Below are 22373 nucleotides of genomic sequence, written 5' to 3'. Positions count from 1 at the left end.
GCTGGGCTGATAAATTCCATTTAATTTATTAAATAGGAATTGGCCCCGATGAGCTTGATGGGCAGCAATCACACATATTCCGGCCGCTACAACCGTCGCCTCGTTTTCGATCTGATCCGATCTGGCAATGGCATAAGCCGGCGTGACCTTGTTGATGTGACAGGCTTGAAGCCGCAGACCATGTCCAATATCTGCAAGGACCTCATAGACCGTTCAGTGGTTGTGGAAACCATCCAACAAGAGGGCGCGCGCGGTGCGCCGCAAAAGAAGATGTGGGTCAGAGCCGAGGCCGGTTGCTGCCTCGGTATTCACGTGGATCGCGACGGGCTTCTGGGCATCGTCTGCGATCTGGCGGGGCGGGAGTTGGGTCGCGAAACCGCATCCGCATCGCTCGAAGATCCATCCGACACCATCCGTGCCATCGCCGATATGACACAGCGTCTGCGGTCGGTTACCGTGGATCGTCCCGCCTGGGGCATCGGCATCGCGATGCCCACGTTGCAGGAGGCGGAATTCGAACATCCCGTCGGCCCGCCGGGTTGGGATGCGTGGAGCCGTATGCCAGTGGCGGAAGCCATCGAAGATGCGTGTGGCCTCCCCACCATCATCGAGAATGACGCCACAGCCGCAGCAGTTGCCGAACTGAGGGTGGGAAGTGCGGGAGGACTGAGCCACTACGTCCATATTTTCGTCGGGCACGGACTTGGGGCAGGCATTATCAATGACAGCATGCCGCTCCAGGGATTTTGGAACAATGCCGGAGAAATCGGTCTCCTGACATGGCCGGCGGAACTTGCCAATCCAGATGCGGGGAAACAGACACCGTTTTCGATCGACGAGCTTGCAGCGATGCTGTCGTGCGAAAGCAAGGAGATTGCGCGGCCTGGGGCATTGGAGAAACTTTACGCTCAACGCGACAGTATTCTGATGCGATGGCTCGATCTCAATTCGAAGCGTCTGCGGTTGCTGGTGTCGCTGCTTGAAAACATCATGGACCCGCAGACCATCGTGGTTGGAGGGCACTTTCCACCAGCGCTCATCAATTCCCTGATCGACCGGGCCTATCCCCTTTTGCCGTCAGTCAGCGCCCGAAGCCACCGCGAAATTCCCCGGCTGTGTGCTGGCGCTCTAGGGCCGGAGGCCGCCGCGATCGGCGCTGCCATGCTACCTTTGATTGCTCATGGCAGCCCAGACTTCAGGCGCCTCTCATCCATGCGCGGACGCAGCCAGACGATTGATTTCGAAAGACGCTTCGATCGGGTCGCAGGCGCGCCAACGGATGACGACACGTCATCCTGATTTACATAACTCTTGCCGACAGGACTAAAACATGAAAATCGCAATTGCCGGGCTCGGCTTTCGGCTTGCCAATGTCATTGCCTCCTTCCGCAAGGCCTGCCCTGAACTGGAAATTGTCGGCTTGATGGACCCGCAGCCTGCTGGCCTTCCAGCCATTCAGTCCGCAGGCATGGCGGCGCCGCAACGTTTCGAAACCATCGAGGCTATGCTGACGCAGACGAAGCCGGATCTTCTTATGGTCGGCTCGCCCAATCTTTTCCATCTGGAACATATCACCGCCGGATTGCGCGCAGGCGTGCGGGTTTTCACGGAGAAACCGGTGGTGATCGACGAAAACCAGACGATGACGATGGCGCGTTTGCTTGCCGAATATGGCGATGAAAGCGTTCTGGTGGGGCTCGTTCTGCGGTACTCTGACCTTTATCGGGATCTGCGCGCAGCCCAGACGCAAGGTCAAATCGGCGCCATCACATCGATTGAGGCATCCGAGCATATCGCACCCTACCACGGAGCGTTCTTCATGCGGGACTGGCGACGGCATACGCGCTATGCCGGGCCGTTTATCTTGGAGAAATGCTGCCACGATCTCGACCTCTATGGCAGCGTTGTTGGGCAGCGGGCGATGGCCGTTGCCAGCTTCGGCGGCCGAAAGTCGTTTATCGCGGAAAACAAACCGGATCAGTTCTCCGCGTTTCAACAGCGGGAATTCTATAAAAAGCCGAGCGGCTGGCTAGAGGGTGGCGCGGTGTTTGAGAGTGACGGCGATATTATCGACTATCAGACCGCGATTATCGAATATAATGGCGGGGCGACGATGACGTTTCATACCAATCTCAACGTTCCAGATCAGTTCCGCCGCTTCTGCGTGATCGGTAGCAAGGGAATGGCCGAAGGCGATTTCATCCGCAATCGCTTCGAGGTGCACTCTGCAATAACAGGCGAAAAGCTAGTCGAGCGGCGTTACGAGGGGCACGAAAGCGATCACTATGGCGCAGATGATCAGATGGCCTCGGATATCTACAGGCATCTGACCGAGGCCTCTCCGCTGCCCGTCAATATCGTCTCAGCCTTGGAAGCGGGGCTCGTGGCAATCAAGATTGATGAGGCACGCCGGGTCCGGCGCACCATCGAGCTTGCTGAAACCTGGCAGCGCTTCGATGACGCGCTTCGCACCCCGCATGTGGCTGCCTGAGGCCACGATTATGACCATGCCAGAGTCTCTATCCTCCGTAATCATCCGCAACGCCCGACCGTCCGATGAGACGGCGATCCTCGACATATGTGTGCGCACTTCAGATCGAGGCAAAGACGGATCACAATACTACTCTGACCCGAGACTTCCCGGACTCTTATGGGCGCTGCCCTATGTCCGCTTCTGCGCAGAAACTGCATTCGTGCTGACGAAGGATGACGTCGTCATGGGCTACTGTGTCGCCGCAACCGATACGATTGCCTATGAAAATTGGCTCAAGGCCGTATGGTGGCCGTCCTTGCAGGAAGAGCTCCGCGATTTCGAAACGCGGACAGTAGAGGATGAGAACGTTCTTTCCTATATTCGAAGTGCAAGAAAGACCCCGGCTGAGGTCACGCGGCCCTACCCCGCCCATCTGCATATCAATCTTCTGCCTGAGATCCAAAATGGCGGCCATGGGTCGTCGCTACTGCGACATCAACTGGATTCTTTAACGAGGTCTGACGTAAGAGGCGTCCATCTAGGCGTTAATCAGTATAACGAAAAGGTCGTAGCATTTTACGCCAAATTCGGCTTTGTGGAAATTGACCGGACACCATCGATCGTGATGGCGAAGCGACTGATTGAATAAAATGCTTAAAGCGCGTCGCGATTTCTAACGTCGCTCTTCAAGCTGCAGCGCCTTTTGCTTTCACTTGTCGAAGCCCGAGGATAACCAAAACTTTTTCAGAAAAGACTTTCATGACGAAGCTGGCTTTTATAGTCCACTCCGTTTTGCGACAAAGTGTCTTTTCGCCTTGAAGGCAGTCGAGCCGTCAAACTCGCTATTCAAAAATCGGCCAGTTGATAGGATACGAACGCCGCTCATCCTGGCATCAACGGTGTATTAAAGTTAGAGGACTGAACTGATGGGGTTGTCTAATCGCAGCTGGGGCGTCAAGATTGAATTTGTCTGAAGATCGCTGCCGGGTGCATGGTAGTCTTCGCGGTCGACATCAGTCGCCGCATGATGTTGCCACGCAGCACGAGCCTTCGATGTGGACGACGCATTCAGCTGCGAAAGCGATGCAACCCCATCAACGGAATGGCACGGCTCACGTCCCGGCAGGGCCGCTTCAAGCGCTCAGTTATTGAGCGCTATCAGGTACTATTTGGTCATGCCCGCAGTCGGATTGAAGAACTCTCCGGTTTTCAGCATGGTGACAGCTAGCTTCCGCGCGACAGCCACGGCAGCTCTTTTAAAAGCTGATCCCCTCTCGCAGTTGAAGCCCCCGTGTTCGCAATGAACTCTGTTTGGAACTGCGCGTGAGAACGACCGAAGCCGCTTCGTATAATAGCCCGCGCAAATGGCGGTCTCTGAACCGCACCGGGTTTGCCGAAGGCTCCAACTTCTGAGAAAGTGGAGCCTCTGGCAAATCCGGCGCGGTTCACAGGAGGTCGGTTCCGAGTTTTTGAGAGCTGTCGTTCTGGCACATCTTCTCTCGTCTCGCTGCATAAGTGGATACAGGGGCCGACTCATCAATCGGAAGGCTCACGATCAACAGTCAGATCTGACAAGCTCTGCCGAAATATTGGATGGGAATAGATGGGGAAATGGAATTTCTAAAGACGGCGACTGTCCGGATCACGCCCGAAATCCTGTCTCTAGTCGCTGAAATTGACGAATTCAAAGGTGCTCGGCGTGCGGTCGGCCAGATCGCGCCTGAGCGGTTGTCCAGCTTGAGACACGGCGTCGATGCCACCCAACACCACACAACTTGGCAATTCCGTTGAAAAGCCCGAATGACAATCAGTGAGCCGTAAGATCGCGCAAACGATGCGGTTTTTTGATTACGGCCTCGGTTTTTGTGGAAACCTTATCAGAGGTTTAGTATAAAGCTGGCCTACAGCGCGTGCTGCGTGCGCTGCGGGTTCCCCCGAAATCCACGGAGACTAAGATCAACTTCCAGCTAAGGGAGCGTGAACCTGTGTCTTCGACATCAAATCCAGGTCGCATTAATTCCACACTTCGCAAGTTTCTCGACAATGAGGCCTCAGGTGGCCTTGTTCTTATGGCCGTCGCGCTTTTGGCGATCATCACGGCCAACTCACCTTTGGCTGAGGATTACTTCCATATCTTGTACGTCTACATCGGGCCTCTCAACCTCCAGCACTGGATCAACGACGCCCTGATGGCTGTGTTTTTCCTGATGGTTGGACTCGAGATCAAACGTGAAATGCTGGACGGCCAACTCTCCACCTGGAGCCGCAGGGTCCTGCCCGGTGCTGCCGCTGCAGGCGGCATGCTGTTTCCGGCGCTCTTCTATGTTCTTTTAAACCGCGACAACCCGGCAGGACTTCAGGGATGGGCGATCCCAACCGCGACCGACATTGCATTCGCTCTCGGTGTCCTCTCACTGTTCGGATCACGTGTTCCGGCGTCGCTGAAGATTTTCCTTGCGGCGCTTGCTATCATTGACGACCTCGGAGCGGTCATCGTTATTGCTCTGTTCTACACGGCAGATCTGAACCTTACTGCTCTCATTGGCGCTGCTCTCGTTTGGGGTAATCTCTTCATTTTCAACAAGATGAAGGTGAAGGTACTGTGGCCGTATCTGGTGGTGGGAGCTGTACTTTGGGTGCTCGTCTTTGCCTCAGGCGTTCATGCGACGCTTGCTGGCGTCATGCTGGCATTGACGATCCCTTTGAAGCTTACCCCTGGCACGCCAGAAGCAACGCCAGAAGAATCCCCACTCCATCGCCTTGAGCATGCGCTGCACAAGCCTGTTGCGTTCATCATCGTGCCGATCTTCGGCTTCGCTAATGCTGGCGTTTCGCTCTCCGGCCTTAGCTTGTCGGTATTCAGCGAGCCGCTGACAATGGGAGTTGCAGGTGGTCTCGTGCTCGGCAAGCTAGTCGGAGTACTTGGCGTCGTCACATTACTGGTCAAGCTTGGGCTTGCACAACTTCCTGCGCAGGCGAGCTGGGGTCAGATTACGGGCACTGCTCTTTTGTGCGGTATTGGCTTCACGATGTCTTTGTTTATTGGCTTGCTCGCCTTCAACGATCCCTCTGTTCAGGATCACGTGAAGATCGGCATCCTGATGGGATCACTTGTCTCAGGTGTCGCTGGGGCGATTATTCTCACTCTATCGAGCAGGCGTCAACCGGCTGAAAACCAGCTGAGTTGCGAGACAATCAAGTGACGGCTTAACGGAAATATTACCTGCGTCTCGGGCCTCTGACCCGAAAAGGGTCAAGCCGGCATTGAGCGCCGAGATCGAATTTCGCGCCTCAACTGCTTACGGCAAACTGAAGCGTACCTCCTGCAAAGGCTTGCAGGAGGCGCCGGACAATGCCGGTTTTTGCAGGCTGAATTAGCGATAAGGTCCGAGCAGGCTTAACAAGCTTTATTTGGTCGCAACGGCGCAAGCGCTTGTCTGGCGTGCTGCCTGTTTCGTGGACACTGGAATTAAGGTGTTTCTAACGGAGTTGGAGCCCACGAATACAATGAAAAAATTCAGTCGCGGCACCCGCCCGGAAAGGCGATCATGATGCGTCCAGGACCGGCAACAGTCGGGCAAGGACAGTCCGATCAAGCGCGGCCAAGATCGTCGCTTCCGGCCGTTTGGCAGGCAGATCTCGAACAACCTGTTGCCTTCACGCAGCGGCGGTGACGCCATCTCGAAAGCTGCCACAGGCGGTGGCCGGTTGACCCGGAACCACCTGAAATATCTGATAGGTCAATATATCGGCTCATTTCGATGATTGTGACCTTACATCAGAGTTGACAATAGGCTGACGTCCTTCACGTGCCCAGTGCTATGCTCTATCCCTGCAATCACCTCCGACATGCTCGACTTGCCGCGCGAACTATTGTTAGGTGATGGTGCGTCAGAGCGAATGTGTCGGAGGGCCGCATGAGACTCAGAAACCAGATCCTTGCGCTGGCCATAGGGCCTCTAGTGCTTGCGATCATCATCATCACGGCACTCATAACATGGCAGTCAATGACGCTGGCGCGCACGAGTATCGACGCGTTTGAACGAAACATGCTTGCTGCTAAGGAGGCGGAACTCCTCAACCTCACCAATCTTGCCCTATCTGCTATCCGCTCCGTTTATGACAAGGCCGGGCCTGGTGACGACGCAGCAAAGGAAGAGGTCAAGCGCATTCTGATGGACCTTGACTACGGCACGGACGGCTATTTTTTCGTCTATGATTATGACGGGTTGAACGTCGTTCATCCGCGGCAAAATTTCCGTCCGGGTAATAATTGGCTGGATCTTTATGATCCTGATGGCAATCGGGTTATCTACGACCTGATCCTTAAGGCAAAAGAAGGCGGGGGGCTTGTTCAGTACAAGTGGGAGAAACCGTCGACCCGGAAAACGGCCGACAAGCTGTCCTTTGCGGCCGGTCTCGACAAGTGGCGCTGGATGATCGGGACAGGAGTTTATCTGGATGACGTTTTTGCAGCGACCGCGGCGGCCAAGGAAGAATTGCGCCATTCCATCACCTGGAATTTTCTGATCGTTGCGCTGTTTGCAGTTCCTGCCGTGCTGTTGGTGTTTGCCACCTGCATGCTGCTCAATCTGCGCCAGCAGAGGATGGCGGATGGTCGGCTCAAGGAATTGATGCAGCGGGTGATTGATACACAGGAGGAGGAGCGCCTGCGCATTGCCCGGGAATTGCATGACGGCATCTCTCAAAATCTTGTCGGTGTGCGTTTCGCAATCGATCTTGCACGGCGCAAGGTGACGCCGGACAATGTCGGTGCTGTAGAGGCTATCGGCAAAGGGGCCGCCGCACTGACCGAGGCGATCAAGGAGGTCCGTCGTATTTCACACGACCTGCGCCCACGTGTTCTCGATGACCTGGGATTGACCGCGGCTTTAGAAGCACTGATTTCAAGCTTTTCCGAACGCACCGGTATCGCGGCAACGCTGGAATCGGTGGCCTTCAAGCACATGCTAGTTCCGGAAGCCCGTGTCGCCCTTTATCGTGTCGCGCAGGAGGCGCTGACCAATATTGAGCGTCATTCGAATGCGACGCGGGTCACCATCAGGTTCTCCAGCCGGGATGAACGCGTGCAGATGATCGTCAGCGACAATGGCCGCGGATTTCCGGCCACCCGCGAAGAGAGCGAAATGGCGACCGACAAGGGGCTTGGCTTGCGAAACATGCAGGAACGCATGACCCATTTCGGGGGCAGGCTTGATGTGGAAAGCTCTGCCAAGGGAACGGTTCTGCGAGCGGTCCTGCCCATGACGGCTATGAAGGACCGCGGCCACCGTGTGCAGGAGGCTGCGGAATGAACGTTCATCCTATCCGGGTTCTTCTTGTCGACAACCATCCTCTCATCCTCGACGGGTTGAAGGCGGTGCTCGAAACGTACGAGCACATCACTGTCGTTGGAACCGCAGTGTCTGCCGTGGCGGGTATTGACGCGGCTGTGGCCACGCAACCCCATGTGGTGCTGATGGACATCAACATGCCCCAGATCAATGGCATCGATGCACTCGAACTGTTCAAGGAGAAACAGCTTTCAGCGCGGGTGCTGATGCTGTCGATGCATGATAGCCGGGAATATATTTCGACCTCGGTGATGTATGGTGCCGCCGGCTATATCCTGAAAGATGTGGCTACCGAGGAAATAGTGGTAGCCATCGGCACCGTTGCGGCGGGTGGCACCTATTTCTCGTCAGGAGTCCGGGACGTGCTGATGGAGAGCGCCACTGGCAGGTTGAAGGAACTTACCACCCGCGAGCAGGACGTTCTGCTACTAATTGCAAGGGGAAAAAGCAACCGCGACGCCGCTGTGGCGCTGGATATCGCCGAGAGCACGATGGAAACCCATCGCAAGAACATCAAGCGGAAACTGGATATTGCGACGACCGCCGGTCTTATTCGCTATGCGATAGACCACGGGCTCATCAAGGAATAGCGCGATGGGATCGAGGCCCCGCGAATGTTGTCACCCGGGAGCCTCGACATCAGTTATGCCAGCTTATTTGCCGGCAGTCTGCATCGCATAGCCATAGCTGTCATAGGTATATTCGGCGACGCGGAACCATTCATAGCTCTCGTCGCGGAATTTCTTCCAGCCGGGATATATTTTGGCCCATGCGGGATGTTTCTGCGTATACTCGTCATAGAGTTCGAAGGTTGCCTTATAGGCGGCGTCGAGCACGTCCCGGGGTAACGGGCGAAGCTGCGTGCCCTTTGAAACGAGCGAGCGGATCGCATCCTTGTTCTTGACGTCGTAGAGAGCCTGCATGTTGATGTTGGCCGCCTTGCAGGCGGTGTCAAGCGCTGCCTTGTATTCGTCAGGCAGGGCCGCATATTGATCCTTGTTGACGAAGAAGTGAATCGTCAGACCACCCTCCCAGAACGCTGGATAATAATAATAGGGCGCGATCTGGTAGAAACCGAGCTTTTCGTCGTCATAAGGGCCGACCCACTCCGCAGCATCGATGGTACCACGTTCCAGTGCTGGATAAATGTCGCCGCCCGGAAGCTGCTGTGGAACGGCGCCAAGCCTCGCAAGCACCTGCCCGGCGACCCCGGCAATTCGCATCTTGAGGCCCTTGATATCCTCAATGCTTTTTATCTCCTTGCGATACCAGCCCCCCATCTGGGCGCCCGTCGCACCACCAGGAATACCGATGACGCCGTAGTCGGACAGGAATTCATTATAGGCCTCGTTGCCGCCGCCATGGTAAAGCCATGCGTTCTGCTGACGGGCATTCAGACCGAAGGGGATGGTCGAGCCGATGGCGAATGTCGGATCCTTGCCTGTGAAATAATATCCGCAGGTATGGGAAATTTCCACCGTGTTGGCCTTTACGGCATCGATGGCCTGTGCGCCGGGAACAATCTCTCCGGCCTGAAAGACCTGGATGTCGAACTTGCCACCCGTCATGGCCCTCAAGGCATTCGCCATGACAACGGCACCGCCGTAAATCGTGTCGAGATTGTTCGGAAAACCTGACGTCAAACGCCAGCGAACGGTCGGTGACGATTGGGCTATTGCCGGTGTTGCTAGTGTCGAAGCAGCCGCTGCCGCTCCCGCAAGCACACCGCCCGACAAGAATTGTCTGCGGCCTGGATTATCCTTCATAGTTTTACCTCCTGTTGAATACGGGTGGCGTGGTCGGGCGCTTGCCTGCCCGATCAATCGTCACGGTGTGCTTGGCTTGCCGAAGCTCGGTGCCGTGTTGCCGGGCGCGAGGAACGGGTTGGCGAAAGGATCGGCGTCCGTTCCCGCGCCGGGCATGGGTACGTTGATATGAACGGCAGAAGGATCGGCCACCTTGGCGCCCGACTTGTAGTGCATCACGATGCCGGGGAACGCGATGATGATGATGACCATGGCGAGCTGGATGAAAAGATAGGGAATGGCGCCGAGATAGATCTGGCTCGATGTGATTGGCTGGATCGTCTGCCCGGTGATGCGATCCTTGTAGGCCCTTGTCGGCGCGACGGACCGCAAAAAGAACAGCGAAAAACCGAAGGGCGGATGCATGAAAGAGGTCTGCATATTGACCGCCAGCATGACGCCGAACCAGATCAGATCTATGCCAAGCGCATCCGCGACCGGAGCCAGAAGCGGGATGATAATGAAGGCCAGCTCGAAATAATCAAGAAAGAAGGCCAAAAAGAAAACCAGCAGATTTGCGACGATCAGAAATCCGATCTCGCCGCCCGGAACCGAAGTCATTAGATGCTCGACCCAGACATGGCCGTTCACGCCATAGAAAGTCAGGGAGAAGACGCGCGCGCCGAGCAAGATGAGCAGGACGAAGGACGACAGTTTTGCCGTCGCGTATAGCGACTGCTGAATGAGGCCCAAATTGAGCTTGCGATTGGCGAGCGCAAGGGCGAGTGCGCCAACCGCTCCCATGGCGCCACCTTCCGTGGGCGTGGCGATGCCGAGGAAGATCGTACCAAGCACGAGGAATATCAGGACGAGCGGCGGCACCAGCGAGGTGATCACCTTCAAAAGCAATTTGCTACCCCGCAGGGTGCGTGCCTCCAAAGGCAGTGCAGGCACTTTTCCCGGGCTGATGATCGAGGTCACGATGATGTAGAGCGTGTAGGCACCAACGAGCAAGAGACCCGGAACGAGGGCGCCTTTGTACATGTCCCCTACCGAGCGACCGAGCTGGTCCGCCAGCACGATCAACACGAGGCTTGGCGGTATGATCTGCGCCAGCGTGCCGGAAGCTGCGATTGTGCCGGCGGCGATTTTACGGTCGTAACCGTAACGCAACATGATCGGAAGAGAGATGAGGCCCATCGAAATGACCGATGCGGCGACAACGCCGGTGGTGGCCGCCAGAATAGCGCCAACGAAAATCACCGCAAAGGCAATGCCGCCACGTACTGGTCCAAACAGCTGGCCGATCGTATCCAAAAGGTCTTCCGCCATGCCGCTCTTTTCAAGGATCAGGCCCATGAAAGTGAAGAAGGGGATGGCGAGCAACGTCTCGTTGGACATCTGACCGAATATGCGATCGGGAATGGCCTGAAACAGGGTTGCCGGTAGCAGGCCGAGTTCGATGCCGATGAAACCGAAGAAAAAGCCGACAAAAGCCAGAGCAAAGGCCACCGGATAACCCAGCAGGAGCACGATGATGAGCGCCGCGAACATGATCGGGGCGAGATTTTCCGCAAGGAATGCCATTGTTATTTTTCCTTCGATCAGAGCATTGCCGCTTCGGCGTCCGCCGCTGCAACCGGATCAGGAATATCGCCGCGCAGGATAGCGACGCGCTTGATGAGTTCTGACACTCCCTGCAAGGAGAGCAGGCTGAAGCCGATCGGTATCAGTGCCCAGACCGGCCATTGGATTAGGCCGCCCGTATTATTTGATACTTCACCGGAGGCGAACTTCTGCAGGAACACCGGCCAGGAGAGGTAGACCGTGATGAGGCAGAAAGGCAGGAGGAAGAAGATCGTCCCGAGAATGTCGACCCACAGTTGCCCTTTGCGCGGAAGATTTCCGTAGACTAGGTCAACCTTCACATGCTCGTTGTTAAGAAGCGTGTAGGCGGCAGCAATGAGGAACACCGCAGAGAACAAATACCACTGTGATTCAAGCCAGGCGTTTGAGCTCATAGAAAACGCCTTGCGCATGATCGCGTTGATGGCGCTAATGAAAATAGCCGCTAGAAGCAGCCAGGAAATTGCTTTGCCAATTGCTGAATTGGCAGCATCAATGGCGCGCGAAACGGCCAGTAGAAGTTTCATGATATCCTCCCCGGACGCGGCCGCGTACTCCTCAATACACATGCTGCCGCTATCGTTCGGGCAAGATATCAATGGCGGCTTCTCGCTCAAGGGCTGTCGTCTGTTAACTTCTTCAGGCATACCGAGAACTGGGTATGCAGGTTCAAACAGAGCAAAAATACAGTGGCATTCCGTGAAGAAACACCGTGTCCAGGCCTGTAGCTTTAATTGCACTCGAGGCAGCCCTGCTGGGGAATCTTCACCTTCAGCCATGTCGAGTGGAATCTGCGATGTCACTTGATTGGGTCCCCGCATCGGGCAATTTTAGGCCGCTTGGAGATGACTCTGTTGATGAACGACCGGCCCGGGATCAGTGACCTGTGTAAGAAGTACGTCGGGGCCGTATTTCCAAATGCCAAATCCAAGATAACTTTGTGCCTCAACAAGAGGGCGTCGATGGCATACCCGAGGCGGCTCGAACTCTAGCGCAGGTCTGAGCAGGCCTTGAGAGTATCACCTTCCTGCATGTTTTCGGCAAAAAGGTCCGTCCAGACGTTCTGAGGCGCTGTATTCTCAAATGCGTCTGAACCCAATCTCAAGCTTACATAGATTGGCCTGCTGCCGGTTTCGTGGACACAGAATTAAGGTGTTTCCAATGAAACTGGATCGCGTGAATGCAACGAAGAAAGTTCAGCTGCGAGTAAAAGCTTGAGACGCTTCAGCAAGTCAGTCACGAGGTAACTCCTTCCCTGCGCCAACAGATGTGTCGGCAGGCGCGACCTGTGCGGTTTTCGCCGTATCGAGCCTTTGCCGAGCTTTCGGAACGATCAGCGGCGTTCCGGACACCGGATCGGAAATGATGACGGCCGGCAGGCCGAAGACGTCTTCCACGAGTTTCTCGGTGACGATGGCGGACGGCTTTCCTTCGGCTACGATAGCGCCGTCCTTCATGGCGATCAGGTGCGAGGCGTATCGGCAGGCATGGTTGAGATCGTGCAGCACGGCGACGACGGTGCGACCGTGTCGGTTGAGATCGGCCAGCAGGTCGAGCAATTCGATCTGGTGGGCGATGTCGAGGAAGGTGGTCGGTTCGTCCAAAAGCAGGATCGGTGTTTCCTGCGCCAGTAGCATGGCAACCCAGATGCGCTGGCGCTGGCCGCCGGAAAGCTCATCCACCAGACGATCCGACAGGTCCGTGACGCGAGTTGCTTCCATCGCCTTGACGACGGCTTCCTCGTCGGCCTTCGACCATTGCCGGAAGAATGACTGGTGCGGGTAGCGGCCGCGCGCCACAAGATCGGCGACGGTGATGCCTCCCGGCGTAACAGACGATTGCGGCAAGAGGCCGAGACACCGAGCCACTTCCTTGACGGCAAGATCAGTGATGCTTCGTCCATCGAGAATGATCTGACCGACAGAAGGCGCGAGCAGCCGTGACAATGCCCTGAGCAGCGTGGACTTACCGCACGCGTTCGGCCCGACGATGACGGTGAGGGAGCCATCGGGAATGGCAACCGACAGATTCCGCGAAATCGTTCGCTCGTCATAGCGAAGCGTGACAGCGTCGGCACGCAGTCTGTCAGAAGTGGTATGGATGTTGGTAGAGGTCATTTGCGGCCCTCGCGAATGAGAAGCCAGACAAAGTAAAGGCCGCCGACGCTCACCGTCATCACACCGACAGGAAGCTGGACGCCGAAAGCGTGCTGTGCTGCGAAGTCGGCGGCCAGCAGCAAAAGCCCGCCCGTCAATGCGGACGGGATTAGTGCGACACCGGCGGAGCGCGTCAGACGCCGCGCGATCTGTGGTGCTGCAAGCGCAATGAAGGCGATCGGACCGGATGCGGCCGTGACGATTGCCGTCAGCGCCACCCCGAGCACCGTCAGTAAAAGCCGCGTCCTGTTTACATTGACGCCGGATGCTCTCGCCGCATCGTCACCCATCTCGAGCTGACGCATCGGCCGGAAAAGGAAGAGTGTCATTGGCACCACGATGCACAGCACGACGACGACCGGCAGAAGCTGTTCGAGGCCGAGACCGTTGAGCGAACCCGCTCCCCATATGGCGGCGCTCATCGCCACCTGAAGCTCGGCTTGGCGAATCATCCATGTATTGAAGGAACCGAGCATGGCCGCCACGCCGATACCGACAATGATCAGCCGGAAGCCCTGCCCACAGCGCAACCACGAGAGAATGTAGACGGCCGTGGCGGTGACAATGCCGCCGATCAGCGCACCGGCCGCCGTCTCGTAGTAGCCGCCGGAAAGAAGAAGGATGACGACCAGTGCACCTGTATAGGAGCCGGCGGAGAAGCCGATGATGTCGGGCGAGCCGAGGGGATTGCGGGTGAGGCTCTGGAAGATCGCGCCGCTCATTCCCAGAGCTCCTCCTAGCAAGAAAGCGAGCGCCACACGGGGCAGACGCCATTCCACCACGATTATCCGCACCATGTCGTCGCCCTGGCCCGCGAGCGCACCAAGCACTTCAGACAAGGTGACGGGATATTTACCGACCAGAAGCGATGCCACTGCGATAAAGGCAGCCAGCGTTAGCAGCAGCGTGGCTACAATTAGTACACGGGCATGAATGAGGAACGACAATCGGCCCGAGAGCAGCCGAACCGCGACCAAGGTGCGGCCAAAATCGATCTGCGAAGAAGAGTGAAGCGTCATAACCCGCTCGCCTTCTTTCTGCGTACAAGCAGGATCAGTACCGGAGCACCGATGAAGGCGGTAACGATGCCAGCCTCGAGTTCTCCCGGATAAAGGATCAAACGCCCTGCAACGTCTGCAGCCAGCAGGAGCAGCGGTGCGTAGATCATCGTCGTAGGAATGATCCAGCGCTGGTCTGGGCCGGTAAACCAGCGCACCACATGCGGCACCATCAGACCGACGAAACCGACAGGACCACAAGCAGCCGTGCCCGCACCGGCAAGCAGCGTCACGGCGATAACCGTCATTGTCCTGGCACTAAGAATATTGGCGCCGAGCGAACGCGCCAGATCGTCGCCGAGCGCCACGGCGTTCAGTGGCCGGGCGGCAGTCAATGCAATCAAAAGCCCAGCGCCGATAAACGGGGCAACTGTCGTGACAATTTCCATATCCCTTCCCGCAATCGAGCCTATCGACCAGAAACGCATGGAATCGAAGGCTTGCGGATCGAGCAGTGTGATAGCGGAACCGATACCGCCGAGAACGGCGGACAGTGCGACGCCGGCAAGAACCATTCTTACCGGCGTCGCGCCATCCGAGTCGACCGCGCCAAGCGCATAAACCGCGAGCGTGACCGTGATAGCCCCCAGAAATGCAAACCAGAGATAGGAGTCTATGGAATAGAGGCCGAGCATACCGACCGCGAGTGTCACGAAGAAGGCGGTACCGGCATTGACGCCCAGTAAACCCGGGTCAGCCAGAGGGTTGCGCGTTGCCGCCTGGATCAGTGCACCAGATACACCAAAAGCCGCACCGCAAAGCAGACCAAGCAAGGTTCTCGGAAGGCGGTAATCATGCACTATGATGTGCTCCGCAAGGTGGGTGTCATAGGTGAACAGAGCTTCCAAAACCGTCAAAATGGCGATTGGCCGTGCTCCGATCGAAAGGCTGATCAGCGTCATGGCACCCAAAAGGACAAGACCGGCCACCAGACCGAACAGCCGTGGCATAATCCCGGCCAAGCCGCATTTTTCTTGATGGGTAGGGACAACGGTACTCATGCACGTGACTGCCCTTGTACCCAATAACCAACCGCCGTAATCCGGGACTTGTCGATGCCACATATATCGCGAAAATGTCGACGGCATTCCGCAACTGCTTTCGCTTCGCCTGCGATCCACACGTAGCCAGTATTCTCTGGAAAGGTCGCCGTTCGGGCGATTTCGACAAGCTCGGTTGCATTGCGGGTTTTGCCGAATGATTCATGCCAGAAAACCGCGACATTTCCCCCAGCCGGAAGTTCGACGCGGTCCTCAACGGTGGGAATTTCGACATGCGCAATAACAGTGCGATCGTGTGGCAACTCTTCCACGATCCGACTTATCGCCGGCAGGGCAGTGTAGTCACCGATTAGGAGAATTGCACCTTGACAAGGCGGATCAAAGCGCGAACGAGGCAGGTAGATTTCTATTGCATCGCCAACACAGGCCCGTTGAGCCCATTCAGTGGCGATACCGACGTCATGCTTGACAAAATCGACCGTGAGGCAGCGATTGTCCATGTCCCATCGCCGTACGGTGAAATAACGACCCGCAGTCGTCATGTCCGGCTTTGTGAATGACAACCAGATAAATTCGTCGGGTGCATCTGTGCTGCAAAAATGCGCTAGATCCTCTCCACCAAGCACTATACGCACCATTGACGGGGTAAGGCACACTCGCGACAAAACAGTCGCCCGCATTGACGCTGTACTCAACGGTCTATCCCCACGCTGTGTTTTGAAGTGCCCTCGAGACGACTTGCGAACTTCGGAAATCCATAGGGTATGGACAGAACACTTGGATTGCAGGCGACCCACACCGCCAGTGGATCGTCGAGCGGAACATATCTACCATTCACGACCGGAGAAAACCGCTTGAACAGCGAATTCCCCTCCAGTTCCAGCCGCGCGCCCGGCGGGAACCATAAGATCAAGAGATCTGTCTCTATGGTATCCAGCAACTCCAGACTGATGCTGGCGACGATCTTCCGTCTTGTCGAAGACGCGAAGGACAAGGCACTCGGCGCAATCCGTAAGCCGAGTTCCAATAGTGATGCGACCCGGCCGTCGGGCGGGAGGTAGACGTCGATGGCGTTGCTCGCCGGGAAGTAGTTGCCAAAGACGAACGTCCTGTCGCGGATATGTGGATGAACCTTGGCAAGATCCCGCAGTTGGACTTTGGTCGCTGAAATCAGGTCGCTTGCTTGTCCGCATAGCCCAATTGCGGCGCCTGTGAGTTCCGTTATTTCCTTCCAGTCCGCCTGCAAGGGGCCGGATCGATAGGCGACCGTTGGAGCAATTTGCTGGAGGCGGTGCCAAGCCTGGGCATTAAGGTTCGTCCGAATTGCAAGAATGAGGTCGGGCTTGAGCAGGGCGAGTGCCTCGTAGTCGATCAGGCCCTGGTTCAGAAGCGTGGGCTTGGCATCACCGATTTTATTTGCGACCCACGGCAGGATTCCATTTGGAAACTGGCCGTAGCTCGGCATTGCAATCGGCGTGACGCCGAGAGCCAACAAGGCATCTTCGCCGCCCCAACCCAATGTGACAATGCGCCTAGGCGGTTCGGGGATGATCGTTGTGCCAAATGCATGCGAAACGGATACAGGAAAATGCCTGTCGAACGACGTAGCCGAAGCAGACCATCCGAACGAAACGGTCGCTCCCAGAGCCGCCATAAGGAAATTCCGCCGCTCAAGCACGGCGTCCTTCTTTTCTTTCACGATCAGGACCTCAGAACGTTGCTTTAAGGCTGAGCGTGATAGTCCGGGGGTCGCCATACATGCTGCCCCAACCCGGGGCTCCCACCGTCTGATAGTACCGCGTGTCGAAGAGGTTATCAACGCTCAGAGCCGCCTGGACGTTTTCGTTGAACTTGTAGCCGACCCGGGCACCAACAACGGCAAAGGGTTCCTGGGTAACCCTGGTGGTTCCAACTGTTCGGCTTGTCTCCGACTGGAAGCGGACACCGGCTCCGACTGTCAAACCTTCTAACTGTTCCGTAAAACTGTAGTCACCCCAGATCTTGATCAGATGGTCAGGCGTAATTGTCCTGTTGAAAGCGAAGTCTTCTTCACCCGCGATCAGCGTCTTGTGTGTGTAGGTGTAGGATGCAGCCACCTGCAAGTTGGAGAACAACTCCCCGCTTAATTCGAGTTCAACACCTTCGCTTCGGACTTTTCCTCCCGCAGTGTAGCATTCGCCGGTTGGGGAAGAGGCACAGGGATAATTCTCATCATCGAAAACGGCACGGTTCTTTGTCGTACTGCGGAAAAGCGAAACCGACGTGTTCACCCGCCCGTCAAGCACATTGCCCTTGATCCCGATTTCGTAATTGTTGCCAAGGATTGGCTCGAGCGTCTGTCCCGAAACATCGACGTTCGTCTGCGGCTGGAAAATATCCGTGTAGCTCGCATACACCGACCAGTTGTTGTCGAGATCGTATACAATGCCGGCATAAGGGGTGAAAACACCTTTCTCCTGATAGGAAGAAGACGGTATACCAGGCTCGTGACTAACCGACCGGTGTTTGTACCAACTCAAGCGGCCGCCCAGAATAACGGTCAGCGGATCCGTCAGGCTTAGCCGGGTCATGCCGTAGAGTGCCTGCTGCTCGATCGTGTTTCGTGTGTTGCCGCCATTAATGCGATTGGCGGTGATGAAGCTGTCATCAACTTCGGGAATAGAAACGGGAGCAAAGACGTTCTGGGCAATTCCCAGTGGTGCGACGGCGAAATCGTTATCGCTAACCAGTCTGTTGATGCTGCCCCCCAGAATGACGTCGTGGGTACGGCCGAACAGATCCAGTGTTCCATCGAGATAGCTGTCGAAAGCTACGTTCGATGTTTCCATGTCAAAAAGGCTACCCATCATAGAAGAGCCGGCAAGGGTTGTCGGGTTGATGGCGCCAACGGAGTACTCGTATTTCACGTCATGCTGCTCGCGCCAGTAATCGACGGAGGTTTTCCACTTCCAATTCTCATTGATGTCATGCGTGACGTCTGCAAACAGCGATACCTGATCGGTGTCCCAGTAGTTCCAGCTCTGGCCAAGGCAGGTATCGCGAGAAAGTCCGAGATCGGACCCATCACTATAGTGCGGCAGTCCCGTGAAGCAGGGGCTCGACGTCCGGTGTTTATAGCTGCCCCCGAATGCCATGGTCGTATTATCTGTTATGTCGGCCTCAACGATCCCGTAAAGAAAAACGTTACGGCTTTTCGCGGTATCGGTGAAGTAGTCGCGGTCATTGAATGAACCTACAATGCGGCCGCGCAATGATCCTGCCTCATTTAGGGGACCGGTCGCATCGACTTCGGTTCGATAGTTCTGGAACGAACCGATATCCTGGGAAACCGAAAGCTGGCGCCTGTCGAGCGGCCGTTTCCTGACCATGTTGACCGTCGCACCGGGATTTCCGACGCCTTGGAGCAACCCGGCTGCACCACGCAAAACCTCAACGCGATCGAACGCTGCCATGTCTTCGCTGAAACTGTTCGCCTGCGCGTAATAAGTGCTGCGGGCAACGCCATCATATTGCATCGTGTCAACGGCCGAACCACGTGAATAGACATATCTCGACCCCATCGGGCTATCGTAGAGCGAAATGCCCGGGGCCTCTTCGAGCGCATCATCGATCGTCTCGACATTCCGATCGTCCATCTGCTTACGTGTGACCACTGAGACGGCTTGGGGGATACGGCGTATTTCCTGCTCGCCCTTGCCGATTGTGGCGTTTGCAGCCGTGTAAGAGCCAGCTCCCTCTGTGGTCGCACCGTGGCTTTGAACCGTAATGGTTTCGAGCACTGTCGAGTCATCCACCGCGGCGCCAGCGTTCGCCGTCGTTGAGGGACTGACTATGGTTACGGTATTGGCGGCGGTGAAGCGGTAGGACAGTCCCGTGCCTGCTAGAAGCCTGCCGAGTGCCTCATCACGGCTGAGACTTCCCGAGACACCAGACGATGTTTTGCCGCGCACCAGACTGGCCGGATAAAGAACCTGAAGGTTGGAGCGGTCCCCGAAGCGGGAAATCGCGGTTCCGAGCGGGCCTGACGGGACGGAATAACTGATAGTAGCGGATGCCTGCTGCGCCGCTGCGGGCCGAACAATGGTAACATCCATCAAGGAAATCACCGTTGACGCCAGAAGTGCCAAACCCAACCCGCCGATCCGGCTGTTTGCATTGCCGGATGACCTGTCCCCAAACTGCTTCACCATAGCCCCTGTCAAACTCCTGTCCTTGCGTATTTCACGAGTGCAAACGCACCCGTCCGATGCAAAGACGGATTTCGAGGTACACCACCTCACTCCCAAAGTGGAAAATAATCGTCAAGTTTTGATAAAGGGTCGAAATGAGATGAAAACTCAGCCCGCCCTTTTATTCACGCAGGATGCAGAACAACCAGCCAGGGAGACAGCTGGAAGGTTCGAACCGGCAAAGTCGTCCGGATCGCTTCAAGCACGCCATCAGGATTGCTGATGTCAAAAATGCCGCTCACGCGCATATTCAGCAGACGACTTTCAGTAACCTGGATAGTGCCCGAACGATAACGGTTCACGTCGGCAAGAACCTGTCGCAGCGGACGATCCTCAAAAATCAGCTTGCCGCGCCGCCATGCAGTTTCCGATTCCACATCGACGGGTTGAACCTTGCCAAGCCGTTCATCGTCATAGGTGACATATTCCCCGGCATTGACGACGGTATCGAAGTGATCCGGTCCTATGACGGAAACAGCACTCTCTTCGACGGATACGGTCACGGTGCCGGACCATTCGTGAATGACGAAGCGCGTTCCCAAGGCAGTAGTACTGCCATTGGCAACCAGAACGGTGAAGGGGCGTCTGGCATCCTTGGCAACATCAAAAAAGGCACGGCCGCGAAGAAGGCGTACAGTACGGACCGCATCGGTATAAGCCAGTGAGATCGCGCTGTCCGCATCCAGTTCGACCGTTGTTCCGTCGGCAAGGGTTTCACTGCGCAGTTCACCCGTTCCGGTAAAATGATCGCTCGTCAGAAAATCCGGCGGACCTGCGACCAAGACAACGGCGCCTGCGGCGACAGCGGCAGCACCTCCGGCTAGAAAGGCACGGCGAGAGGCCAGTGGGCGACGGGGTGTTTGTCGAACCGCGCTCTTGCGTGGATCGGGAATCCGGTCAAGATCGGACCAGATGCCACCAAGCTTGGCATATTCAGTAAGGTTCAGAGGATCGGAGGCCATCCATGCGACGTGATCGGCCCGTTCCGATTCGGTTGCATCGCCCGAATTTAGGCGCACAAACCAAGCCAGCGCCTCATCGCGCGATTTTTTTCTTCTATCGTTGTTCGTTGTTGCCATAGTGGCCACCGGCTGTTTCCTTGCGCAAGCTGAGCCAACGTTTTCCGAACCAGATATCCAAAATATAGACGAATCTGACCGGACAGCACCTCACCCATGCCGCGCATATTTCTTCGAAACTTCTAGTCAATGAGATTGCCAAGCCGGTCCCGTAAGTGCGCAAGCGCCTTCATAACCAACTTTTCGACGGCACTTTTTGTTATCTTCAAGTCGCGGGCGATTTCGGCATGGCTCAATCCATCAAACTTGTGCATCAGGAAAACCTGTCGTTGTCGCGGGGTCAATTCTGAAATGGCCTGTTCAAGGCTGCCGAGACGCTGGCGGTAATCCACGACCCTTTCCGGCGACGGTCTATCATCGGCGCAATCAGGAAGCTCTACAGAAGATAAATATCGCTCAAGCGAACGCCGGCCGCGAATGTGATCCGTTGCCTGATTATCGGCCATGCGAAAAAGATAGGATCGCGGGTTCTTGATGTCAGTTTCGACGGGAATGCTCTGAAGTCGCAGGAACGTATCCTGCAACACATCGTCAGCATCCACATCGCGACCAAGGCGACGAGAGAGATGCCTCAACAGTTCTCCATAGCTGGCTGCGAAGCTCTCAAGTATATTTTTCTTCTTGTCTCCGACCATTTTTTTAGAACCGTTCGACAATTCTCGACATGGATATTTGAGCAGTGCCCTCTAGGGTCGAGTTGTCTCCATCATGCAGTACGACAGTGAAGCCTGGTAAAGGCCTCACTTTCTCCTTTAGCAAAACTTTCCATAAAAAATCCAGTTATATGGCGAGGTGGAATTCGGTTTGAAAGTTCCTCGTCCCCTTGCACTTCCCGACTGAGCCTTGGTCCGATAGCAACCCGCTCGCCCGGAGCTTTGAGGAATTCGTCATAACGCTCGCCACCCTTGGCGCGCCCGGCGGCCTGAGCTGAGTCCGGAAGAGAAGTGGTCGAGGCCAGCCAGAAGCGGACAAACAACGCGATGGCAGTTTCGGCAATCAGCGAATCCGAGTGCCCACGCCGTTCGGTAAAATCCGCGAGGCGGCGCGAGCAAGATGTGTGCGTGAATGCGCTTGGGATGGTCCAAAGTCTGTAAACACCTTTTCCCGTTTTCGAGGGAGCCGGGAATGGTCGAGTGCCTTGGGGAGAGCAAAGCAGCCCCTTGGACTTGGCCGGTCAGGCTGCTGTGTTCTGGCCGGGAGGAACGGCAAGTGCAACCGCGTCAGCGCCGGCGGGAAAGCGGAACTAGCCGCTGGGGCATCATGCACGACTTCCCAGATTGCATCGGCGACGTCCGTTTCCCTTGTTGTCAGCGCAGGGTTTGCAAATGCCTCGAAAACCGGTCTTGCGAAATCGGCATAGGCCGCAGGGATCACGCCCCCGAACCGAACTGTTTTGCCCGAAGCTTTTCGTCGGTGCGTAGCCAAGCTCAACGACCTTTGCGCGTAGTTCAAAGTACGCCAGTTGATACGCCAGCAAGCCGGTGAAGCCTTCGATGACTTGCTTGCTTGCCATGTAGGCGGCCGCCAACGGCATCGCTGCCAGCGTCACCCTGGATGTGACGTTGACGATGATGCCCGAACGACGCTCGCGCATTTGGGGAATGACAGCCTGCACCATGGCCATAACGCCCAATGTGTTCGTCTCGAAAAGG

17 protein-coding genes and 2 pseudogenes are annotated in these 22373 nt (G+C 56.3%); 6 read left to right on the top strand and 13 right to left on the bottom strand.

Annotation, left to right across the window (positions count from 1 at the left end; all coding sequences use genetic code 11):
• Positions 1 to 48 precede the first annotated feature (48 nt).
• From ACQZ6D_RS17680 to ACQZ6D_RS17670, 3 genes are read left to right on the top strand one after another with little or no spacing between them, the layout of a single operon-like run.
• Positions 49 to 1299 (top strand): ROK family protein, encoded by a 1251-nt coding sequence (locus tag ACQZ6D_RS17680; RefSeq protein WP_149916722.1) that lies wholly within the window; start codon positions 49 to 51, stop codon positions 1297 to 1299.
• A 31-nt stretch (positions 1300 to 1330) separates the two neighbouring features.
• Positions 1331 to 2491, top strand: a complete 1161-nt coding sequence (locus ACQZ6D_RS17675) for a Gfo/Idh/MocA family protein (RefSeq protein WP_448730369.1) — start codon at positions 1331 to 1333, stop codon at positions 2489 to 2491.
• The gene (locus ACQZ6D_RS17670; protein ID WP_448730370.1) at positions 2457 to 3122 is read left to right on the top strand and encodes a GNAT family N-acetyltransferase; all 666 of its coding nucleotides are present in this window, start codon (positions 2457 to 2459) and stop codon (positions 3120 to 3122) included. Before ACQZ6D_RS17675 ends, ACQZ6D_RS17670 begins: the two co-directional genes overlap by 35 nt.
• Before the next feature lie 516 nt (positions 3123 to 3638).
• Here ACQZ6D_RS17670 and ACQZ6D_RS17665 read toward each other — a convergent pair.
• Positions 3639 to 3846: pseudogene (locus ACQZ6D_RS17665) on the bottom strand (IS110 family transposase); the annotation flags it as partial.
• Between the two features lie 612 nt (positions 3847 to 4458).
• Here ACQZ6D_RS17665 and nhaA point away from each other — a divergent pair.
• The 3 genes from nhaA to mctR all read left to right on the top strand — a co-directional run bounded on the left by nhaA (position 4459) and on the right by mctR (position 8417).
• Positions 4459 to 5676, top strand: coding sequence for a Na+/H+ antiporter NhaA (gene nhaA, locus ACQZ6D_RS17660; RefSeq protein WP_448730371.1), 1218 nt, complete (start codon positions 4459 to 4461; stop codon positions 5674 to 5676).
• A 714-nt stretch (positions 5677 to 6390) separates the two neighbouring features.
• Complete coding sequence (mctS, locus tag ACQZ6D_RS17655; protein ID WP_019565761.1) at positions 6391 to 7788, top strand: two-component system sensor histidine kinase MctS; 1398 nt, start codon at positions 6391 to 6393, stop codon at positions 7786 to 7788.
• On the top strand, positions 7785 to 8417 hold the full coding sequence (gene mctR, locus ACQZ6D_RS17650) for a two-component system response regulator MctR (protein WP_076844322.1): 633 nt from the start codon (positions 7785 to 7787) through the stop codon (positions 8415 to 8417). Before mctS ends, mctR begins: the two co-directional genes overlap by 4 nt.
• 63 nt (positions 8418 to 8480) lie before the next feature.
• Here the strand turns inward: mctR and ACQZ6D_RS17645 are convergent, their stop codons facing one another.
• The 12 genes and pseudogenes from ACQZ6D_RS17645 to ACQZ6D_RS17590 form a co-directional block, all read right to left on the bottom strand.
• On the bottom strand, positions 8481 to 9593 hold the full coding sequence (locus tag ACQZ6D_RS17645; RefSeq protein ID WP_065703185.1) for a TRAP transporter substrate-binding protein: 1113 nt from the start codon (positions 9591 to 9593) through the stop codon (positions 8481 to 8483).
• A gap of 60 nt (positions 9594 to 9653) precedes the next feature.
• On the bottom strand, positions 9654 to 11159 hold the full coding sequence (locus tag ACQZ6D_RS17640) for a TRAP transporter large permease (RefSeq protein ID WP_448730372.1): 1506 nt from the start codon (positions 11157 to 11159) through the stop codon (positions 9654 to 9656).
• A gap of 17 nt (positions 11160 to 11176) precedes the next feature.
• The gene (locus ACQZ6D_RS17635) at positions 11177 to 11725 is read right to left on the bottom strand and encodes a TRAP transporter small permease subunit (protein ID WP_019565757.1); all 549 of its coding nucleotides are present in this window, start codon (positions 11723 to 11725) and stop codon (positions 11177 to 11179) included.
• Positions 11726 to 12430: 705 nt separating this feature from the next.
• A complete protein-coding gene (locus ACQZ6D_RS17630) occupies positions 12431 to 13315 on the bottom strand; it encodes an ABC transporter ATP-binding protein (protein ID WP_051376977.1) in 885 nt (294 codons plus the stop codon).
• The gene (locus ACQZ6D_RS17625) at positions 13312 to 14373 is read right to left on the bottom strand and encodes a FecCD family ABC transporter permease (RefSeq protein ID WP_448730373.1); all 1062 of its coding nucleotides are present in this window, start codon (positions 14371 to 14373) and stop codon (positions 13312 to 13314) included. The genes ACQZ6D_RS17630 and ACQZ6D_RS17625 overlap by 4 nt, the downstream gene beginning before the upstream one ends.
• Positions 14370 to 15374, bottom strand: coding sequence for a FecCD family ABC transporter permease (locus tag ACQZ6D_RS17620; protein ID WP_448730374.1), 1005 nt, complete (start codon positions 15372 to 15374; stop codon positions 14370 to 14372). The genes ACQZ6D_RS17625 and ACQZ6D_RS17620 overlap by 4 nt, the downstream gene beginning before the upstream one ends.
• Positions 15375 to 15409: 35 nt before the next feature.
• Positions 15410 to 15955 (bottom strand): siderophore-interacting protein, encoded by a 546-nt coding sequence (locus ACQZ6D_RS17615; RefSeq protein WP_448731735.1) that lies wholly within the window; start codon positions 15953 to 15955, stop codon positions 15410 to 15412.
• Between the two features lie 149 nt (positions 15956 to 16104).
• Complete coding sequence (locus tag ACQZ6D_RS17610) at positions 16105 to 17112, bottom strand: iron-siderophore ABC transporter substrate-binding protein (protein WP_065703173.1); 1008 nt, start codon at positions 17110 to 17112, stop codon at positions 16105 to 16107.
• 10 nt (positions 17113 to 17122) lie between these two features.
• The gene (locus ACQZ6D_RS17605) at positions 17123 to 19603 is read right to left on the bottom strand and encodes a TonB-dependent siderophore receptor (RefSeq protein WP_448730376.1); all 2481 of its coding nucleotides are present in this window, start codon (positions 19601 to 19603) and stop codon (positions 17123 to 17125) included.
• 164 nt (positions 19604 to 19767) lie between these two features.
• Positions 19768 to 20721, bottom strand: coding sequence for a FecR family protein (locus ACQZ6D_RS17600; protein WP_448730377.1), 954 nt, complete (start codon positions 20719 to 20721; stop codon positions 19768 to 19770).
• A 122-nt stretch (positions 20722 to 20843) separates the two neighbouring features.
• Entirely contained in the window at positions 20844 to 21356 is a 513-nt protein-coding gene (locus tag ACQZ6D_RS17595; protein WP_448730378.1) for an RNA polymerase sigma factor, read from the bottom strand.
• Positions 21357 to 21895: 539 nt separating this feature from the next.
• A pseudogene (locus ACQZ6D_RS17590) lies at positions 21896 to 22372 on the bottom strand (SDR family NAD(P)-dependent oxidoreductase); the annotation flags it as partial.
• Position 22373: the final 1 nt, after the last annotated feature.

This window comes from Agrobacterium sp. 22-3639C2 (genome assembly GCF_053522105.1).
This window is presented reverse-complemented; position numbering and strand designations above follow the sequence as displayed.

Coding starts and splice junctions, on each gene's coding strand:
- ACQZ6D_RS17680 (WP_149916722.1), top strand. CDS start 49: ATGAGCTTGATGGGCAGCAATCACACATATTCCGGCCGCTACAACCGT.
- ACQZ6D_RS17675 (WP_448730369.1), top strand. CDS start 1,331: ATGAAAATCGCAATTGCCGGGCTCGGCTTTCGGCTTGCCAATGTCATT.
- ACQZ6D_RS17670 (WP_448730370.1), top strand. CDS start 2,457: ATGACGCGCTTCGCACCCCGCATGTGGCTGCCTGAGGCCACGATTATG.
- mctS (WP_019565761.1), top strand. CDS start 6,391: ATGAGACTCAGAAACCAGATCCTTGCGCTGGCCATAGGGCCTCTAGTG.
- mctR (WP_076844322.1), top strand. CDS start 7,785: ATGAACGTTCATCCTATCCGGGTTCTTCTTGTCGACAACCATCCTCTC.
- ACQZ6D_RS17645 (WP_065703185.1), bottom strand. CDS start 9,593: ATGAAGGATAATCCAGGCCGCAGACAATTCTTGTCGGGCGGTGTGCTT.
- ACQZ6D_RS17640 (WP_448730372.1), bottom strand. CDS start 11,159: ATGGCATTCCTTGCGGAAAATCTCGCCCCGATCATGTTCGCGGCGCTC.
- ACQZ6D_RS17635 (WP_019565757.1), bottom strand. CDS start 11,725: ATGAAACTTCTACTGGCCGTTTCGCGCGCCATTGATGCTGCCAATTCA.
- ACQZ6D_RS17630 (WP_051376977.1), bottom strand. CDS start 13,315: ATGACCTCTACCAACATCCATACCACTTCTGACAGACTGCGTGCCGAC.
- ACQZ6D_RS17625 (WP_448730373.1), bottom strand. CDS start 14,373: ATGACGCTTCACTCTTCTTCGCAGATCGATTTTGGCCGCACCTTGGTC.
- ACQZ6D_RS17615 (WP_448731735.1), bottom strand. CDS start 15,955: ATGACGACTGCGGGTCGTTATTTCACCGTACGGCGATGGGACATGGAC.
- ACQZ6D_RS17605 (WP_448730376.1), bottom strand. CDS start 19,603: ATGGTGAAGCAGTTTGGGGACAGGTCATCCGGCAATGCAAACAGCCGG.
- ACQZ6D_RS17600 (WP_448730377.1), bottom strand. CDS start 20,721: ATGGCAACAACGAACAACGATAGAAGAAAAAAATCGCGCGATGAGGCG.
- ACQZ6D_RS17595 (WP_448730378.1), bottom strand. CDS start 21,356: ATGGTCGGAGACAAGAAGAAAAATATACTTGAGAGCTTCGCAGCCAGC.